Genomic DNA, 17908 nt, shown 5'->3' on the forward strand with positions numbered 1-17908 from the left:
GCGATGTCGCGGCAGGGGAGCGGGAGCGGCTTGATGTCGATCAAGACCCCTTCGCCGGCGCCGTCCTAGAGTCCTGCCGCCGCCCCGGTCGGGGCCTCGGATAGGAGTCACCCATGCAGTTGGTTTGTCCCGCGGGAAGTCTGCCCGCGTTGAAGGCCGCCTTGCGCCAGGGCGCGGACGCGGTCTACGTGGGCTTTCGCGACGACACCAATGCGCGTCACTTTTCCGGTCTCAACCTCGACGGGGGGCAACTGGAAAGCGCGCTGGAGCTGGTTCGGCAGAAGGGGCGCAAGCTCTATGTGGCGGTCAATACCTACGCCCGGCCCGGCGCCTGGAAGCGCTGGCAGGCGGCGGTGGATCGTGCGGCCGAACTGGGCGTGGATGCGCTGATCGGCGCGGACATCGGCGTGCTGGGTTACGCCGCGCGGCGCCATCCGAAGCTGCCGCTGCACCTGTCGGTGCAGGGCTCGGCGACCAATCCCGCGGCACTGTCTTTCTATCACGAACAGTACGGAATACGCCGCGCCGTACTTCCGCGGGTCCTTTCGCTGGCACAGGTCCGGCAACTGGCCGAGCGTACGCCGGTTCCGCTCGAAGTCTTCGCCTTCGGCAGCCTGTGCATCATGGCCGAGGGCCGCTGCCATCTTTCCTCCTATCTCACCGGCGAGTCGCCGAACCTCTGCGGCGTCTGCTCGCCGGCCCGCGCGGTGCGCTGGGTACAGGAGCCCAGCGGCTTGGCCGCGCGGCTCAATGGGGTGCTCATCGATCGCTATGCCGAGGGCGAGGCCGCCGGCTACCCGACCCTGTGCAAGGGACGCTTCATGGTCGAAGGCCAGCGCTTTCACGCGCTGGAGGAGCCGACCAGCCTGAACACCCTGGAACTGGTCCCGGAACTGGCGCAGATCGGCATCGCGGCGGTGAAGATCGAAGGCCGCCAGCGCAGTCCTGCCTACGTCGAGCAGGTCACCCGCGTCTGGCGTGCCGCCCTCGACGCCCAGGCTCGCGAGCCGCAGGGCTATGTGGTGCAGCCGGGCTGGCGACAGGCCCTGGCGACGCTGTCCGAAGGCAGCCAGACGACCCTGGGCGCTTACCACCGCGCCTGGCAATAGATAAGGACGTGCACGTGAAATTGAGTCTTGGGCCACTGTTGTTCTATTGGGAAAAGACCTGCCAACTGGCGTTCTATGAAGAAATGTCGAGCCTGCCGTTGGACGTCGTGTACCTGGGCGAGACGGTCTGCGCCAAGCGCCGCGAACTGCGTCTGGACGACTGGATCGGCATGGGCCGCGAACTGCGCCAGGCCGGGATCGGCGAGGTGGTGCTGTCGAGCCTGGCGCTGGTCGAGGCGGGTTCAGAACTGGCCAGCCTGCGCCGGCTCTGCGAGAACGGCGAATTCCAGGTGGAGGCGAACGACATGGGCGCCGTACAGCTGCTTGCTGAGCGGCGGCTGCCCTTTGTCGCCGGCCCCGCGCTGAACCTCTACAACGCCCAGGCGCTGGTGGAACTGCAGCGCTATGGCCTGCGCCGTTGGGTGCCGCCGGTGGAATGCTCCGGTGAGCTGCTCGCACAGGTGCTCGAAGAACTCGACGCGCAGCAGTTGGCCAAGCCCGAGCTGGAGGTATTCGCGTACGGCCATCTGCCGCTAGCCTATTCCGCGCGCTGCTTCAGCGCCCGCGCGGAGAACCGGCCCAAGGACGATTGCCGCTTCTGCTGCCGCGACTACCCCGAGGGCATCGAGGTTAAAAGCCAGGAGGGCGAGTTGCTCTTCACCCTCAACGGCATCCAGACGCTCTCCGGGCGTATCACCAACCTGCTGGCCGACTACCCGCGGTTGCAGGCTGCTGGCGTCGATCTGCTACGCCTTAGCCCGCGTGCCCAGGGCATGGCCGAAACGGTGCGCGCCTTCGACGCGGTACGTTGCGGCGCCCAGCCACCGATCCATATCGACGGCTGCAACGGTTACTGGCATGGCCGTCCCGGGATGCTGTCGATGGAGCTGGCGACATGTTGAGCCTTGATCGACTGCTACTCGATGCCGCTGAACGCTTGCTGCCATTGGCCAGCTACGTGCCCTTCGCGGCGCAACGCCTGGCGCTGGAACAGTCACTCAACCGCCTGCTCGCGGTGCCCCTGGCCGAGGGTGCCTTCGAGGTGCTGGAAGGGCGCTGGTTGCGCTTGCAGGTCGCAGACCTGGGGCTGGGCTGGAACCTGACCTGTCGCGGGGGGCGCCTGGCGATCCAGGCACAGGCGCCGGTGGAGGCGAGCATCAGCGGCAACTGGCGCGACTTCCTGTTGCTCGCCAGTCGCCAGGAGGACCCGGACACACTGTTCTTTCGCCGTCGGTTGGTGATCGAGGGCGATACCGAGCTGGGGCTGGCGGTAAAGAACCTCATCGATGCATTGGACCCGGACAGCCTGCCGGCGTGGTTCTGGCAACACCTGCAGCACAGCGGAGAGCTGCTCGCAGCGCGTTCGTAACGCGTTGCAGACGGACTCAGGCGCTGCGGCGCTGGGCGCGACGGAACGCACCCGGCGGCTCGCCGCACCAGCGGCGGAAGGCCCGTTGAAAGGCCTCGGCGGAGGCGAAGCCGAGCAGGTAGGCGATTTCCCCGAAGCTCAGGTCGGTGTCGCGGATGTACGCGGTAGCCAGGTCGCGGCGCGTGTCGTTGAGCAACTGGCGAAAGCCGTTGCCTTCCTCGGCGAGCTTGCGGCGCAGCGTCCAGGGCGGCAGCCGCAGCTGCGTGGCGATGTGTTCCAGGTCCGGTTCCCCACCGATCAGCAAGGGACCCAGACAGGCGATCACCCGTTCGCTCAGGCTGCGAGTGTGGGTCAGGCGCTGCAATTGCGCTTCGCACAAGGCCTGCATATGCGCCCAGGTGCTCGGGCAGTGACGGGGATTCGCCAGCGCCAGTTGCGCCCGGCTCAAGCGCAGGCGATTGGCGGGGGCGGCGAACTCCACCGTGCAACCGAACGCCTCGGCATAACGCGCCGCTTGTGCGGGGGCGGGAAACTCGAATTGCACCCGTTCCGGCGTCAAGTCGTGCTGGGCGAGATCGCTCAGTTGATTCAGCCAACCGGCCAGCAGCGAATCCACTACGAAGCGGTTGTAGTCGTTGTAGGGTGCGATCGAATAGAACTGCAGCCAAGCGCCGTCGGCGTCTTCGAGCAGACTGCTGTTGCCACGGTAGTTGCTCGCGTAGAGGGGCTCGAAACGCACCAGGACCTGCGCCGCGCTACCCAGGTCCGGTGCCTGCGCGGCGCAGACGCCCGCCAGGCCAAGCTGTTCCAGGCGCGCCAGACGACCGATCTGCAGGCCCAGTGCCGGATCGCCGACACGCTTGATGGCCGCGTGGCCAAGGCGCATGTAGCGCGGGATCGACAACCGCCCCTGGGGTTCGGCAAGACGCTCGGCACTGAGTCCATAATCGGCGAGCAAGGCTTCGGGATCATGGCCTCGCTGGCGCAGCGCCTCGGCCAGGCTCTGCACGAAACCGACCGAGAGATCGCCCAGGCGCAGTCGGGGGCCGCTCATGGTGTCCCCAGCGGATACACCAGGAGGTGGGACCCGGGGGCGGAGCCGGCCTGCGGCGCCTTGTGCGGCGTCAGCTCGACATGCCGGGGGGCGCCACCGATCGGCCACGCCAGCTTGCCCCGCAGGAACAGCGACGGACTGAGGCTGCCATCCGGCAGGCGTACCCGGCTGCGTGGAAAGCCCGCGTCCCAGTCGCGTTCGACCACCAGCCGGCGACCGGCGAACTCCAGTTCCTGCTGTGGCGCGCCGGATCGCCAGGGCCAGGGTTCGCTGAACAGTTGCAGCACCTGGCCGTCCGGCGCGAACACCAGGCTGAGATTGCGCAGCTCGCCGTCCCCGGCCTGCAACTGGCCTTTCGGCAGCGTAGGCGCTGGCAGCAGAATTGATCCGGCCAGCAGGGTCACCTGGTAGCGCCGTGCCAGGTCGGAGAACAGCTGCTGGTAATCCCGCGCCATGCGTGGCGCCTTCATGCGCAGCAGGGCCTCGTCCAGGCGGCGGGCATCGAGGTTGTGCAGCAGCACCCGGGCGGCGAGCAGCGGATTGCCCAACAGCAGCCAGTCACGCACTTCCTGGCGGTCGTCGGCGCGATAGAACTCGGCTTTCTCGCCCACCGCGATGAGCCAGGTGCCGACGTGCTCGGGCAGCACCACCAGGGTCTGCCCACGCAGCAGGCCGGCATCCCGCGCCCGGTCCAGCGCGGCCACCAGCTTGAGCTGCAGATGCCGGGGGGTCTGGTAGTCGAGGGGGAACAGTTGCGGACGCAGCAGCAACAAATGCGCCTGCTCTGCGGAGCTGGCCTGGGCGGGATAAATTTCGTTGCGCAGGTCGGACAGGTAGCGCGCGGGCGGTCGCTGGCCAGCCCAGTGCAGGAAGAGGGCACTGCCGGTGACGAGCGCCAGCACCACGAGCGCGAGAAGGACTCTGATTTTCATGGCGCACAGGTTAGGGCGGTGCCGCGATGATTGCCAGCGGTGTTGTGCGGTTGGGGCATTAAGTTGTCCATTGGGATCATTGAGGCCTCAGCGAGCCCCCCTTATCGTCAGTCACACAAAGCCTCGCGGCACTGATCGGCGAGGCGCCACCGTGAAGGTTCTGAAGAGGTCACAGCATGTCCAGCGCCCGCTACCCCCATCTGCTTGCCCCGCTCGATCTGGGGTTCACCACCCTGAAGAACCGTGTGCTGATGGGCTCCATGCACACCGGCCTGGAGGAGCGGCCCGGCGGCTTCGAGCGGATGGCGGCGTATTTCGCCGAGCGGGCTCGAGGCGGTGTGGGGTTGATGGTCACCGGGGGCATCGGGCCGAACGAAGAGGGCTGCGTGGCAGCGGGAGCTGCCAAGCTGACCAATGAAGAGGAGGCTGCACGCCATCGGGTCGTTACCGAGGCGGTGCGCGAGGCTGGCGGCAAGATCTGCCTGCAGATCCTCCACGCCGGTCGCTATGCGTACAGCCCCAAGCTGGTCGCGCCTTCGGCGATCCAGGCGCCGATCAACCCGTTCACGCCGCAAGAATTGGACGAGGCGGGCATCCAGAAGCAGATCGACGACTTCGCCCGCTGCGCCGCATTGGCCCGCAGCGCCGGCTACCACGGCGTCGAGGTGATGGGCTCGGAAGGCTACTTCATCAACCAGTTCATTGCTGCGCGCACCAACCGGCGTACGGACCAGTGGGGCGGCAGCTACGAGAATCGCATCCGCCTGCCGCTGGAAATCCTGCGTCGGGTACGCGAGGCGGTCGGGTCGGACTTCATCGTCATCTATCGCCTGTCGATGCTCGATCTGGTGGACGGCGGCAGTAACTGGGAGGAAATCGTGCAGTTGGCCAAGGCGGTGGAGGCCGCGGGCGCAACGCTGATCAACACCGGCATCGGCTGGCACGAGGCGCGCATCCCGACCATCGCCACCTCGGTGCCGCGCGCCGCCTTCGCCAAGGTCACCGCCCGTTTGCGTGGCGAGGTCGGCATTCCGCTGATCACCACCAACCGCATCAACACCCCGGAGGTCGCCGAGCAGGTACTCGCCGAGGGCGATGCGGACATGGTCTCGATGGCGCGTCCGTTCCTCGCCGATCCGCACTTCGTCGCCAAGGCCGCCGAAGGCCGCAGCGACGAGATCAATACCTGCATCGGTTGTAACCAGGCCTGCCTGGACCACACCTTTGCCGGCAAGCTGACCAGTTGCCTGGTGAACCCGCGTGCCTGCCACGAGACCGAGTTGGTCTACGCACCGGCGGCCCAGTCCAAGCGCATCGCGGTGGTCGGCGCCGGCCCGGCGGGCCTCGCCGCAGCGACGGTGGCGGCCGAGCGCGGTCACCAGGTCACCCTGTTCGACGCCAGCGATGCCATCGGCGGGCAGTTCAACGTGGCCAAGCGGATTCCCGGCAAGGAAGAGTTCCACGAGACCCTGCGCTATTTCCGCCGGCGCCTGGAGGTCACCGGCGTCGAGCTGCGCCTGAACACCCGCGCCGATGCGGCGCTACTGCGCGATGAGGGCTTCGACGAAGTGCTGCTGGCCACCGGTGTCACCCCGCGTGTGCCGGCGATTCCCGGGATCGAGCATCCCAAGGTCATCGGTTACCTGGACGCACTGCTCGAACGCAAGCCGGTCGGTCAACGCGTCGCGGTGATCGGCGCCGGCGGCATCGGCTTCGACGTCAGCGAATTCATTACCCAGAGCGGCCCGTCGGTCAGCCTCGACCGTGAAGCGTTCTGGCGCACCTGGGGCATCGACAGCAGTCTCAACGCCCGTGGTGGCGTGGAAGGCCAGCATGCCGAACACCCCGACGCGGCCCGCGAGGTCTGGTTGCTGCAGCGCAAGACCGGCAAGGTCGGCGACGGCCTGGGCAAGACCACCGGCTGGATTCATCGCACCGAACTGAAGAACCGTGGCGTGCACATGGTCAATGCCGTGGAATACCTGCAGATCGACGACGCCGGCCTGCACCTGCGTATCAACGGCGGGGAACCCCAGGTACTGCCGGTGGACACCGTCATCGTCTGCGCCGGCCAGGAACCGCGCCGCGAGCTGTACGACGCGCTGCAAGACGCCGGCCTGCCGGTGCAACTGATCGGCGGCGCCGACGTCGCCGCGGAACTGGACGCCAAGCGCGCCATCGACCAGGGCTCGCGGGTGGCGGCGGCGCTGTGATCCTGATCGCGATGCGCCCCATCGCAGGTTGATTCGGCTCCTCGCGCCACTGCTGCCACGTCCTGGCGGGGGCGCGGCCTGCTAGAATCGCCGCTTCCGGCCTGTGAGGGATGGGCGCATGCGACAACAGCCAGGGGTGGTGGAGGCGGTGGTGTTCTTCGCCGGGGGGCGCATCGTGCGGCAGATGCACCTGACCGAGTTCGAGGCGCTGCTCGATGGCGTGGTGCACCTGCACGCCCACGCGGCGGAGCGTGTGCGCGCGGTGTTCCTGATCATCGATCCCCGGCTGCGTATCCTCGCGGCGGTGTTCTTCCATATCGAATTCGATGGCACCGGCGCGGCCGATCCGCGCTGGAACCTGCCGCTGCGCCGCCTGGCCGAGGGCGGGGCGCCGGGGCCGGACCTGGGCGCTGGGCCGATTCGCCTGGTTTGCGCGGGTGTCGCCGATCAGGGCTTTACGCCGCACCTGTGGCGTCCGGGAGACTGGAGTGCGAGCGGGGAGCTGGCGCAACTGCGCGATGCGGTGACCGGTAACGCCCTGGGCATTCTGCTCGACGAGGCCGTCTTCGACGCTCCGGTCGACAGGTCACGGGTGGCCGAACCCACTGCGACCGCCCAATTGGAGCAGTTGCAGTTGGCGCTGCAGATGCGTAACCGAGAAGTCCAGCAACTGCAGGTGGAATTGCGCGCCCGCGACGAGGCCTTTCGCCTGCGGCGCGAAGAGCTAAGCGCACAGTTGCGCGCGATCGAACAGCAGGTCGGCGCGGAAACCCAGGCGCAGCGCGCCGCGCTGGAAGCCGAGATGGCCGAGCGCCTGGAGCGCGAATATGCCGAGCTGCGAGAAAACCTGGCGGCGCGGGAAATGGAACTGGTCTATCGCGATGAACTGGACACGCAGATGCAGGCCGAGCTGCAACAGCTCGAGCGGCGTTGCGAGGGCGCCGCACAGGAGGCCGTAGCGCTCTTTCTGCAGCGCCTGGAGCGTGCCGGCGTGCATTTGTCGGTGAACCAGGCAGACGGCGGCGAGCGCGTGCTGGCAGGTAGCGAAGTGCTGGATTACCTGGCCGCGCGTGAAGCGTCCGACGCGTGAGGGAACTGCTCGACTGGCAACCACGCCCCGCACTGCAGCCTCTGCGCCTGCCCTGGCTGCGGAGCGCGGGAGTCGAGGCTGCGGTGTTGCGCCTGGACCTGATCGATCCGCTGGTCAGCGGTAACAAGTGGTACAAGCTTCGGCCGTATCTTCGGCAGGCTCAGGCAACGGGCGCGCAGGGGCTCATGAGCCTGGGTGGCAGCCATTCCAACCACCTGCATGCGTTGGCCGCGGCCGCCCAGCGGGGCGGCTTCGCCAGCGTGGGCCTGCTGCGCGGTGAGCCCTGCGAGACGCCAACGGTGAGCGATCTGCTGCACATGGGCATGACCCTGCATTGGCTCGGCTACGGAGGTTACCGTGCCCGGCACCGGGCGGATTTCTGGGAGTCCTGGCAGGCGCGCTATCCGCAATTGTTGCCCGTGCCGGAAGGTGGTGGCGGCTTGGCCGGCGCGCAGGGCTGCGTTTCGCTGGTCACCGAAGTTCAGGCGCGTCTGGGCGAACTGGGTTGGGACGACTTCGATGCCTGGTGGCTGGCCTGCGGTACCGGCACGACCCTGGCCGGCCTGGTGCTTGGCGAAGCCGGACGCCGTGAAGTCCACGGCGCATTGGCGGTGCCTGCCGACCACGGCGTTGCGCGGCGCATCGACGCCATCCTGGGCGAGGCCGGCGTCGCGGGTCGCTATCGCCTGCATGAGGCCGCCCGTGGCGGCTTCGCGCGATTGGACGCGCCGCTGGCGCGCTTCATGGTCGAATCGGAGGCCCTTACCTCCGTGCCCCTGGAGCCGTTGTACACCGCCAAGGCGTTGCTCGCGCTGCGCGAGGCGTTGGCGGACGGGCGCATTGTCCGGGGCACGCGTATCGTCTTCGTACATACCGGCGGGCTGCAGGGCGCGCGTGGCTTGCGGGCGAAGGTGGAAGGGTTGTTGGGGTAGGAGCCGCTGGCCACGGATGCGGAGGGATCACCCTCTCCCCAGACCTATACCGTCAAGGGAGAGGGGTGTAGTGGTCAACAATTCCCGGACACAGAATTGAGTTGTTCCTCTGCAACCGCAGGCGGCACAAAGCCGTTGTGTTGATGCGGTCTGATCCAGTTGTAGCGCGTGAGGTAACGGCCAATATCCTGCTCAGCCATGGCCTGGTTCAGGTACCCCGTCGCAGGTACCCACTCGGTTTTCAAGCTGCGAAACAGTCGCTCCATCGGTGCGTTGTCGTGGCAGTTTCCGCGGCGACTCATGCTCTGTGTCATGCGATAGCGCCATAGGCGCTGGCGGAAGCTGCGGCTAGCGTATTGGCTACCTTGGTCGCTATGAAACAGCACGCCACTTGGCCGTCCACGCACGGCATAGGCCTTGTCGAGTGCCTTGATCACCAGTTCGGCGTCTGGCTTCTCCGAAAGTGCCCAACCCACGGCTCGGCGGCTGTACAAATCCATCACGACCGCTAGGTAATGCCATCGTCCCTGTGTCCAGATGTAGGTGATATCGCCGCACCAGACGCGGTTGGGCGCTGCAACCGTGAATTGGCGTGCAAGACGATTGGGAATGTCGGGGCGCTCAACGTTGGCGTGCTTATAGACGTGAACACCGGGCTGCTTGCTGACCAATCCCAGCGCTTTCATCACGCCTCGAACCTTGAAACGGCCCACTTCCGTGCCTTCGTCCTTCAACATGGCCACGATGCTGCGGCTACCCGCCGAACGACGGCTTTGGCTGAACAGTTCATGGATGCGACTACGCAAACCTACCTGCCGGACATCGATGTGACGGCGACGGGCCTGGTGGGCGTAATAGCAGGATCGAGGGAGCTCAAACACCGAGCACAGCAGATGTACCGGATAGCGTGCGGTCAGCCGCCGAATCGAACTCAACGTCTGCGCCCGTGTTCCTCGGCCATCAAGAGCGCAGTAGCCTCCTTTAAGATTTTCTTCTCAAGCTCCAGCCGGTTAATCCGCGCCTGGAGCTGCTGAATGGTTTGCTGCTCAGCCGTGAGAGCCTTGGCTGTCGGGGTAATACCGCCACGCTCCTGTTGCAACTGACTCACCCAGCGCCTGAGTGCCGTTTCGCCCACATCAAGCGATCGGGCTGCCTCGGCACAGCTGTAGCCCTGATCGAGTACTAGGCAGGCTGCCTCATGTTTGAACTCGGGGGTGAAGGTACGTCTTGGTCTGCTCATCAAACACCTCTGTCTGGCGATCATCTTCGCCTAAAAAGGTGTCCGGGGTTAGTAGACCACTACAGGGGCAGTTCGGAGTGGACTCAACGTCCGCCACCATCCGCGCAACGCCGAGCACAGCATCCCAGCCTCGCACGAATAGCCCCTCGCCCCTCGTGGGGGCATTCGGAGTGGACTCAACGGCCGCCACCAGCCGTGCAACGCCGAGCACAGCATCCCAGCCTCGCACGAATAGCCCCTCGCCCCTCGTGGGAGAGGGGTTGGGGAGAGGGGGGCGCCGCAGGTCCGGCCCTCGCCGGGCCCGCAATAGCCCCTCCTGAACAGGGCGCTCGCTGTACCTCAGGACGCCGGCCAAGCGTCCGGAACAAGGAACAGTCGTTCGGCCTCTTCCCATGCGTCCACACCGGGTACGCAGCGCGCCAACAAGCGTGGCGCGGGCATGGCCTCAAGCTGTGCGCGTAGGGCACTCGGGGTGAGCAGGCTGGTGGTGTCCAGACGCGCCGGTGAGAGCCAGCGCAGGCGTGGCAGGATCGCCCAGTGCGGGGCTTCTTCGGCTTGCCAGTGAGACAGGCGTAGCCAACGTCCGCGGGGTTGTTCCGAGTGGGCGCCATGGGCGCGCGTGGCGAGGGTTTCCGCGAACAGGCTGCCGATCAGCCAGGCCCGCGAGCTTGGCTCGGCCTGATCCGGCAGCAGCAGGCGTGCCTGGGGGCGGGCGGCGAGTGGCAACTGGTGCTCGGCCAGGTGAGTGAGTTTGAGGTCCAGGCGATCATCGCCGCCCGGGCCGATCCAGTCGCGCCAGGCGCAGCCGCCGATACCCAGGTAGAACTTCACGGCCAGCTCCAGGTGCCACAGGCCTTCGCCGTCACGCAGCAGCAGGTCGAGCTCGCCGAGGGTGCGTCCGGCCTCGCGCACCGGCAGATTGGCGGCGAGCAGTTCGACACCAGGCGCGTGGCGCAGCGCGTATTGCCAGAGGCGCTCGTGATACAGCCCCAGGCGCTGGCCGGGAATCTGCGCCAGGGCTTGGCGCAGCGCCTGGTCGTCGAGGTCCTGTGCGTGCAACCAATCGAGCAGCCCTTCGGGCTGCTGGGCCCAGGTGCTGCCCGCCAGGGGGTGTCGCTGCGCGCAGCCGGCGTCGTCGAGCAGCGGGGCTGCGCAGAGGGTGAAGGCGAGGTCGCGCAGCGCGGGGCTGCGCAGCGAGGCAAGAGCAGGGAGCAAGGCGGTGAAGGGATGCATGGGACAAGCGTAATCTTCTCTGGCCGGTCGTGCAGCTTGCCGTTGCGTTCAGGCGTCCGGCTTGGTCAGCGGCGGGCTTTTCGCCCATAATCGCGGCTTCCCGTTTCCCGTACCGCAAGGCCCTCCATGGAGCACTTCCGCAACGTCGGCATCATCGGCCGCCTCGGCAGCACCCAGGTGCTGGAAACCATTCGCCGGCTCAAGCGCTTCCTGCAGAGCCGCAACCTCCATGTGATTCTCGAGGACACCATCGCCGAGGTCCTGCCCGGGCACGGCCTGCAGACCTCGTCGCGCAAGGCGCTGGGCGAGAGCTGCGACTTGGTCATCGTGGTCGGTGGCGACGGCAGTCTGCTCGGCGCGGCACGCGCGCTGGCGCGCTTCAAGATTCCGGTGCTGGGGATCAACCGCGGCAGCCTCGGCTTCCTCACCGACATCCGCCCGGACGAGCTGGAGGAGAAGGTCGGCGAGGTGCTCGACGGCCAGTACAGTGTGGAGAACCGCTTCCTGCTCGAAGCCGAGGTGCGCCGCCATGGCGAGGCCATCGGCCAGGGCGATGCGCTCAACGACGTGGTACTGCACCCCGGCAAGTCGACGCGCATGATCGAGTTCGAGCTGCACATCGACGGGCAGTTCGTCTACAGCCTCAAGGCCGACGGCCTGATCATCGCCACGCCCACCGGCTCCACCGCTTATTCGCTGTCCGCCGGTGGGCCGATCATGCATCCCAAGCTGGATGCCCTCGTCATCGTACCGATGTACCCGCACACGCTGTCCGGGCGTCCGATCGTGGTGGATGGCAACAGCGAGCTGAAGATTCTCGTCTCGCCGAACATGCAGATCTATCCGCAGGTCTCATGCGATGGACAGAACCATTTCACCTGTGCGCCGGGCGATACCGTGACTATTCGCAAGAAGCCGCAGAAACTGCGGCTGATCCATCCGCTGGATCACAACTACTACGAAATCTGCCGGACCAAACTGGGCTGGGGCAGTCGCCTGGGTAATCCCGACTGATGCGTATCGAGGCGGACCGGGGTTTCGACCTGATCGGTGACATTCATGGTTGCGGGCAAACGCTCGAACGCCTGCTCGAACGCCTGGGCTACCGTCGCCAGGCCGGCGCTTGGCGGCATCCGTCGCGGATGGCGCTGTTCCTGGGCGACATCATCGATCGCGGGCCGCGTATTCGCGAGGCGCTGCACATCGTCCGCGAGATGGTCGAGGCCGGTCAGGCGCTGTGCGTGATGGGCAACCACGAATACTACGCGCTGGGCTGGGAACGGCCGGCACCTGCCGGCAGTGGCCACACCTTCGTGCGCGAGCACACGCCGCGCCACGAGCGGATGATCCGCGAAACCCTGGAGCAGTTCGCCGGCCACCCGCAGGAGTGGCGCGAGTTCGTCGACTGGTTCGCGCAGCTGCCGTTGTTGCTCGATGCCGGGCGTTTTCGCGTGGTGCACGCCTGCTGGGACGCGCCGCTGATCGAACGGTTGCGCGAAAGCCACCCGGATGCACGCATCGACGAGCAATTGCTGCACGAGTCGGCGCGCGAGGGCAGCTTCGCCCACCGGCTATTCAATCGTTTGCTGCGCGGTGTCGACGTACCGCTGCCGGATGGCCTGACGCAGAGCACCGACGAGGGCTTTCTGCGCCGGACCTTCCGTGGCAAGTTCTGGGAGTCCGATCCGCAGACCTACGGCGACCTGGTGTTCCAGCCCGACGCGCTGCCCGAGCACATCGCCCGCCGCCCGTTGCCGCCGGAGCACCGGCGCATGCTGCCGTTCTACGGTGAGGACCAGCCCCTGCTGTTCGTCGGTCACTACTGGTGCGGCGGCGAGCCGGCACCGATCCGCGACAACCTGGCCTGCCTGGACTACAGCGCGGTGCGCTACGGCAAGCTGGTGGCCTATCGGCTGGATGATGAATTGCAACTCGATCCTGGCAAGTTCGTCTGGATCGATGTTCCGCGACCCGAGGAGAGCGCATGAGCGCCGCGTTGGCTTTCAAGGTTCCGCTGGAGCGCGACCTGTCCGCATTCGTTGCGCTGCTGCGTCGGCTTGGCGTGCGTTGCCGGGTCAGCGAGTCGGCGGGCGAGCAATTGCTGTGGGTGGCCGAGGAGCCGCTGGCGCAGCAGGTGCGTGAGCTCTACGCGCGCTATCCCGATGGCGACCCCCAGGGCGAGGTGCAGCCGCTGCCGCGCGCGCCGGTACGCCGAGGGCCGCGTCTGGCGGACAGTCCGATCACTCTCGTGGTGCTCGCATTGACCGGCTTGGTCGCCGCCCTGACGCTGCTTGGCAGCAACCATCAGGTGATGCACTGGCTGAGCTTCCAGGACTACCAGGTGCAGGGCGACTACGCCTACTTCACGCCGCTTTCCGAGAGCCTCGCCGCGGGGCAGTGGTGGCGGCTGTTCACACCGATGCTGCTGCACTTCGGTGCGCTGCATTTGGCGATGAATGCGCTCTGGTACTGGGAGCTGGGGCGCCGGGTGGAGGCGCGCCAGGGCGCGGTGATGCTGGTCGGCCTGACCCTGGCCTTCGCGCTGGTCTCCAACGTGGCGCAGTACGTGTTCGGCGGTAGCGGCCTGTTCGGCGGCTTGTCCGGAGTGCTCTTCGGCCTGCTCGGGCACTGCTGGATCTTCCAGCTGCTTGCGCCCTGCGTGGCCTATCGGCTGCCCAAGGGCGTGGTGGTGATGATGCTCGCCTGGCTGGCGATCTGCCTGACCGGGGTAGTCGGCGCGCTGGGTTTCGGCGAGATCGCCAATGCGGCCCATGTCGGTGGGCTGCTCGCGGGGATGCTCTCCGGCTGCCTCGGCGGGCTGCTGGCGAGGGGCTTCGCTGGTCGCGCATAGGGGGCCCGCAGGCTGCTAGAATGCGGCCTTCCTTCGAGACGGCCGCCGGAGTCGCCCCATGTCCTCCTTCGACGAGATGATCCAGAACATCACCCCGCAGATCTATGAGAGCCTCAAACTGGCCATCGAAATCGGCAAGTGGCCTGACGGCCGCAAGCTCACCCGCGAACAGAAGGAGCTGACCCTGCAGGCGATGATCGCCTGGGAAGGGCTCAATCTGCCGGAAGACCAGCGCACCGGCTACATGGGCGATCAGCAGTGCTCGTCCAAGGGCGAGAAGGTCCCCAACCTGCTGTTCAGCACCGCTTCGGAAACCCGCCACTGATGTCCGAGCCCGTTGAGCTGGCACGCGGTGCGCTGGACAAGATGGCCGTCGAACTGGACGGTGACGCGGCGCGCTATTACCTGCGCCTGGGCGAGCAGCGGGTCGCGCTGAATCCCCTGATTGGCCGCCATCTGCGCCTGGAGAGTCTCGGCGCCATCCACTGCGTGCATTGCGGTCGCAAGACCCGCAAGAGCTTTTCCCAGGGTTACTGCTACCCGTGTTTCACCAAGCTGCCGCAGTGCGACCTGTGCATCGTCAGCCCGGAGAAATGCCACCACGAGTGGGGCACTTGTCGTGACCCGGAGTGGGGCAACCGCTTCTGCATGACCGATCACGTGGTCTACCTGGCCAACTCCTCCGGGCTCAAGGTGGGCATCACCCGCTTCAGCCAGATGCCGACCCGCTGGCTCGATCAGGGCGCGGCACAGGCGTTGCCGATCCTGCGCGTGGCGACCCGCCAGCAGTCCGGCTTCGTCGAGGACCTGCTGCGCGCCCACGTCGCCGACAAGACCAACTGGCGCACGATGCTCAAGGGCGACGCCGCGCCGCTCGACCTCGTCGCCGAGCGCGAGCGCCTGCTCGATTTGTGCGCCGAAGGCCTGCTGCAACTGCAGCAGCGCTTCGGCCTGCAGGCGATCCAGCCGGTGACGGACGTCGCGCCGCTGGATATCCGCTACCCGGTGACGGTCTACCCCAGCAAGATCGCCAGTCTCGATCTGGACAAGACGCCGGTGGTGGAGGGTACCCTGATGGGCATCAAGGGCCAGTACCTGATGTTCGATACCGGCGTCATCAACGTCCGCAAGTTCACTGCCTACCAGGTCGCCGCCAGCGCGGCGGCCTGATCCAGAATTCATCTCGGCCGGCGGGCCGTGCCCGCCGCCTTCCGCGAAGAGGCCAGCATGCGCACCGAGCAAGCCAAGACCATCCATCTCAAGGACTACCAGGCGCCCGACTACCTGATCGAGGAGACCACGCTGACCTTCGAGCTGCACGAGGACCACACCCTGGTGCATGCCCAGTTGGTGCTGCAGCGCAACCCGCAGAAGGGCAGCGACCTGCCGCCGCTGGTGCTCGACGGCCAGCAACTGGAACTGCAACGCGTGTTGCTCGACGACCGCGAGCTGGGCGCGGGCGACTACCAGCTCGACGCCGACCACCTGACCCTGCAGCCGAGCCAGGCGCAGTTCGTGGTCGACACCACGGTGCTGATCCATCCCGAGAGCAACACGGCGCTGGAAGGCCTGTACAAGTCCGGCAAGATGTTCTGCACCCAGTGCGAGGCCGAGGGCTTCCGCAAGATCACCTACTACCTCGACCGCCCGGACGTGATGAGCCGCTTCACCACCACCGTGGTGGCCGACAAACAGCGTTATCCGGTGCTGCTCTCCAACGGCAACCCGGTGGCCTCGGGCGACGGCGAGGAAGGCCGCCACTGGGCGACCTGGGAGGACCCGTTCAAGAAACCCGCCTACCTGTTCGCCCTGGTTGCCGGTGACCTCTGGTGCATCGAGGACAGCTTCACCCGCGCCTCCGGCCGTGACGTGACCCTGCGCATCTACGTCGAGCCGGAAAACATCGACAAGTGCCAGCACGCCATGGATAGCCTGAAGAAATCCATGCGCTGGGACGAGGAGGTCTACGGCCGCGAATACGATCTGGACATCTTCATGATCGTCGCGGTGAACGACTTCAACATGGGCGCGATGGAGAACAAGGGCCTCAACATCTTCAACTCCAGCGCCGTACTGGCGCGCGCCGAAACCGCCACCGACGCCGCGCACCAGCGTGTCGAGGCGATCGTTGCCCACGAGTACTTCCACAACTGGTCGGGCAACCGCGTGACCTGCCGCGACTGGTTCCAGCTGTCGCTCAAGGAAGGCTTCACGGTGTTCCGCGATGCCTCGTTCAGCGCCGACATGCACTCGGCCACGGTCAAGCGCATCGAAGACGTGGCCTACCTGCGCACCCACCAGTTCGCCGAAGACGCCGGCCCGATGGCGCATCCGGTGCGCCCGGACTCGTTCATCGAAATCTCCAACTTCTACACCCTGACCGTCTACGAAAAGGGTGCCGAAGTGGTCGGCATGATCCACACGCTGGTGGGCGCCGAAGGCTTCCGCAAGGGCAGCGACCTTTACTTCGAACGGCATGACGGCCAGGCGGTGACCTGCGACGACTTCGTCAAGGCGATGGAGGACGCCAACGGCATCGACCTGACCCAGTTCAAGCGCTGGTACAGCCAGGCCGGCACGCCGCGTCTGGCGGTGTCCGACGCGTTCGACGCCGCCAGCGGTCGCTACACCCTGACCTTCCGCCAGAGCTGCCCGGCCACCCCCGGCCAGGCACACAAGGAACCCTTCGTCATCCCGGTGCACCTGGGCCTGCTGGACGCCGCCGGCAACGACCTGCCGCTGCGCCTGGAAGGCGAAGCCCTAGCCCAGGGCAGCAGCCGCGTGCTCTCGGTCACCGAGGCCGAGCAGTCGTTCACCTTCGTCAATGTGAAGGAAAAGCCGCTGCCGTCGCTGTTGCGCGGCTTCTCCGCGCCGGTGAAGCTGAGCTTCCCCTACGACCGCGACCAACTGATGTTCCTCATGCAGCACGATTCCGACGGTTTCAACCGTTGGGAAGCCGGGCAGCAGCTTGCCGTGCAGGCACTCCAGGAACTGATCGACCAGCATGCCAAGGGCGAGGCTCTGCAACTGGAGCCGCGGTTGATCCAGGCCTACGGGCACCTGCTGGCCGATGAGTCGCTGGACCCCGCGATGGTCGCCGAGATGCTTGCGCTGCCGTCCGAGGCCTACCTCACCGAGATCGCCGAAGTCGCCGATCCCGAGGCGATCCACGTCGCCCGCGACTTCGCCAAGGGCGAGATCGCCAAGGCCCTGGCCGAACCGCTGTGGGCACGCTACCAGGCCAACCGTGAGGTTTCGCGGAGCACGCCGTACATCGCCGAGGCGTCGCACTTCGCCCGTCGCGCACTGCAGAACGCGGCGCTGAGCTACCTGATGCTGACCGAGCGCGAGGAGGTGCTGGCGGCCTGCGTCGAGCAGTTCGACAGCGCCGACAACATGACCGAACGCATGGCCGCGCTGGTCAACCTGGTGCATTCGCCGTTCGAGAAGGAGCGTGCCCAGGCGCTGGAGAGCTTCGCCGAGCACTTCAACGACAATCCGTTGGTGATGGACCAGTGGTTCAGCGTGCAGGCCGGCAATCCGCAGCCCGGCGGCCTGGCTCGCGTGCAGGCGCTGATGGAGCACCCGGCGTTCACCCTGAAGAACCCGAACAAGGTGCGCGCGCTGATCGGTGCCTTCGCCAACGGCAACCTGGTGAACTTCCATGCCGCCGACGGCAGCGGTTACCGCTTCCTCGCCGACCAGGTGATCACCCTCAACGCGCTGAACCCGCAGATCGCCTCGCGTCTGCTGTCGCCGCTGACCCGCTGGCGCAAGTACGACGCCGCGCGCCAAGCGCTGATGAAGGCCGAACTGGAGCGCATCATGGCCTCCGGCGAACTGTCCAGCGACGTCTACGAGGTGGTCAGCAAGAGCCTGGCGTAG

At 66.7% G+C, this 17908-nt stretch carries 16 protein-coding genes; 12 read left to right on the plus strand and 4 right to left on the minus strand.

Annotated elements, in window-relative coordinates:
- Positions 1-113 precede the first annotated feature (113 nt).
- Genes ubiU through ubiT form a run of 3 tightly spaced genes read left to right on the plus strand, consistent with a single transcriptional unit; the run spans position 114 to position 2478 of the window.
- A complete protein-coding gene (gene ubiU, locus ACYRGX_RS13730; RefSeq protein ID WP_473053025.1) occupies positions 114-1109 on the plus strand; it encodes a ubiquinone anaerobic biosynthesis protein UbiU in 996 nt (331 codons plus the stop codon).
- A 14-nt stretch (positions 1110-1123) separates the two neighbouring features.
- Entirely contained in the window at positions 1124-2011 is an 888-nt protein-coding gene (locus ACYRGX_RS13735; RefSeq protein ID WP_473053026.1) for a U32 family peptidase, read from the plus strand.
- Positions 2005-2478 (plus strand): ubiquinone anaerobic biosynthesis accessory factor UbiT, encoded by a 474-nt coding sequence (gene ubiT, locus ACYRGX_RS13740; protein ID WP_473053027.1) that lies wholly within the window; start codon positions 2005-2007, stop codon positions 2476-2478. Before ACYRGX_RS13735 ends, ubiT begins: the two co-directional genes overlap by 7 nt.
- A gap of 16 nt (positions 2479-2494) precedes the next feature.
- On the opposite strand, the gene ACYRGX_RS13745 is transcribed toward ubiT, so the two are convergent.
- Entirely contained in the window at positions 2495-3532 is a 1038-nt protein-coding gene (locus ACYRGX_RS13745) for an AraC family transcriptional regulator (protein ID WP_473053028.1), read from the minus strand.
- On the minus strand, positions 3529-4464 hold the full coding sequence (locus ACYRGX_RS13750; RefSeq protein ID WP_473053029.1) for a hydrolase: 936 nt from the start codon (positions 4462-4464) through the stop codon (positions 3529-3531). Before ACYRGX_RS13750 ends, ACYRGX_RS13745 begins: the two co-directional genes overlap by 4 nt.
- Positions 4465-4640: 176 nt before the next feature.
- On the opposite strand from ACYRGX_RS13750, the gene ACYRGX_RS13755 reads away from it, so the two are divergent.
- The 3 genes from ACYRGX_RS13755 (at position 4641) to ACYRGX_RS13765 (ending at position 8699) form a co-directional block, all read left to right on the plus strand.
- Positions 4641-6677 (plus strand): oxidoreductase, encoded by a 2037-nt coding sequence (locus tag ACYRGX_RS13755; RefSeq protein WP_473053030.1) that lies wholly within the window; start codon positions 4641-4643, stop codon positions 6675-6677.
- Between the two features lie 118 nt (positions 6678-6795).
- A complete protein-coding gene (locus ACYRGX_RS13760; RefSeq protein ID WP_473053031.1) occupies positions 6796-7767 on the plus strand; it encodes a hypothetical protein in 972 nt (323 codons plus the stop codon).
- A complete protein-coding gene (locus tag ACYRGX_RS13765; protein WP_473053032.1) occupies positions 7764-8699 on the plus strand; it encodes a 1-aminocyclopropane-1-carboxylate deaminase/D-cysteine desulfhydrase in 936 nt (311 codons plus the stop codon). The genes ACYRGX_RS13760 and ACYRGX_RS13765 overlap by 4 nt, the downstream gene beginning before the upstream one ends.
- Positions 8700-8773: 74 nt before the next feature.
- Here ACYRGX_RS13765 and ACYRGX_RS13770 read toward each other — a convergent pair.
- A protein-coding gene (locus ACYRGX_RS13770) for an IS3 family transposase (RefSeq protein ID WP_473053033.1) occupies positions 8774-9939 on the minus strand; the annotation gives its coding sequence in 2 pieces (ribosomal slippage) (positions 8774-9678 and positions 9678-9939; 1167 coding nt in all).
- Positions 9940-10278: 339 nt separating this feature from the next.
- Entirely contained in the window at positions 10279-11172 is an 894-nt protein-coding gene (locus tag ACYRGX_RS13775; RefSeq protein WP_473053034.1) for a DUF1853 family protein, read from the minus strand.
- Between the two features lie 126 nt (positions 11173-11298).
- Between ACYRGX_RS13775 and ACYRGX_RS13780 the strand changes: the two genes are divergently transcribed.
- Genes ACYRGX_RS13780 through pepN form a run of 6 tightly spaced genes read left to right on the plus strand, consistent with a single transcriptional unit; the run spans position 11299 to position 17908 of the window.
- Positions 11299-12186: an NAD(+) kinase gene (locus tag ACYRGX_RS13780; protein ID WP_473053035.1), complete on the plus strand. Its 888-nt coding sequence runs from the start codon at positions 11299-11301 to the stop codon at positions 12184-12186.
- A complete protein-coding gene (locus tag ACYRGX_RS13785; protein ID WP_473053036.1) occupies positions 12186-13160 on the plus strand; it encodes a metallophosphoesterase in 975 nt (324 codons plus the stop codon). Before ACYRGX_RS13780 ends, ACYRGX_RS13785 begins: the two co-directional genes overlap by 1 nt.
- Complete coding sequence (locus ACYRGX_RS13790) at positions 13157-14023, plus strand: rhomboid family intramembrane serine protease (RefSeq protein ID WP_473053037.1); 867 nt, start codon at positions 13157-13159, stop codon at positions 14021-14023. The genes ACYRGX_RS13785 and ACYRGX_RS13790 overlap by 4 nt, the downstream gene beginning before the upstream one ends.
- A 58-nt stretch (positions 14024-14081) precedes the next feature.
- Positions 14082-14348 carry a YeaC family protein gene (locus tag ACYRGX_RS13795; RefSeq protein WP_473053038.1) on the plus strand — a complete coding sequence of 89 codons (267 nt, stop codon included), beginning with the start codon at positions 14082-14084 and terminating at the stop codon, positions 14346-14348.
- On the plus strand, positions 14348-15193 hold the full coding sequence (locus tag ACYRGX_RS13800; protein ID WP_473053039.1) for a DUF2797 domain-containing protein: 846 nt from the start codon (positions 14348-14350) through the stop codon (positions 15191-15193). The genes ACYRGX_RS13795 and ACYRGX_RS13800 overlap by 1 nt, the downstream gene beginning before the upstream one ends.
- A 57-nt stretch (positions 15194-15250) precedes the next feature.
- Positions 15251-17908, plus strand: a complete 2658-nt coding sequence (gene pepN / locus ACYRGX_RS13805; protein WP_473053040.1) for an aminopeptidase N — start codon at positions 15251-15253, stop codon at positions 17906-17908.

This window comes from Pseudomonas sp. R4-15, from assembly GCF_055768815.1.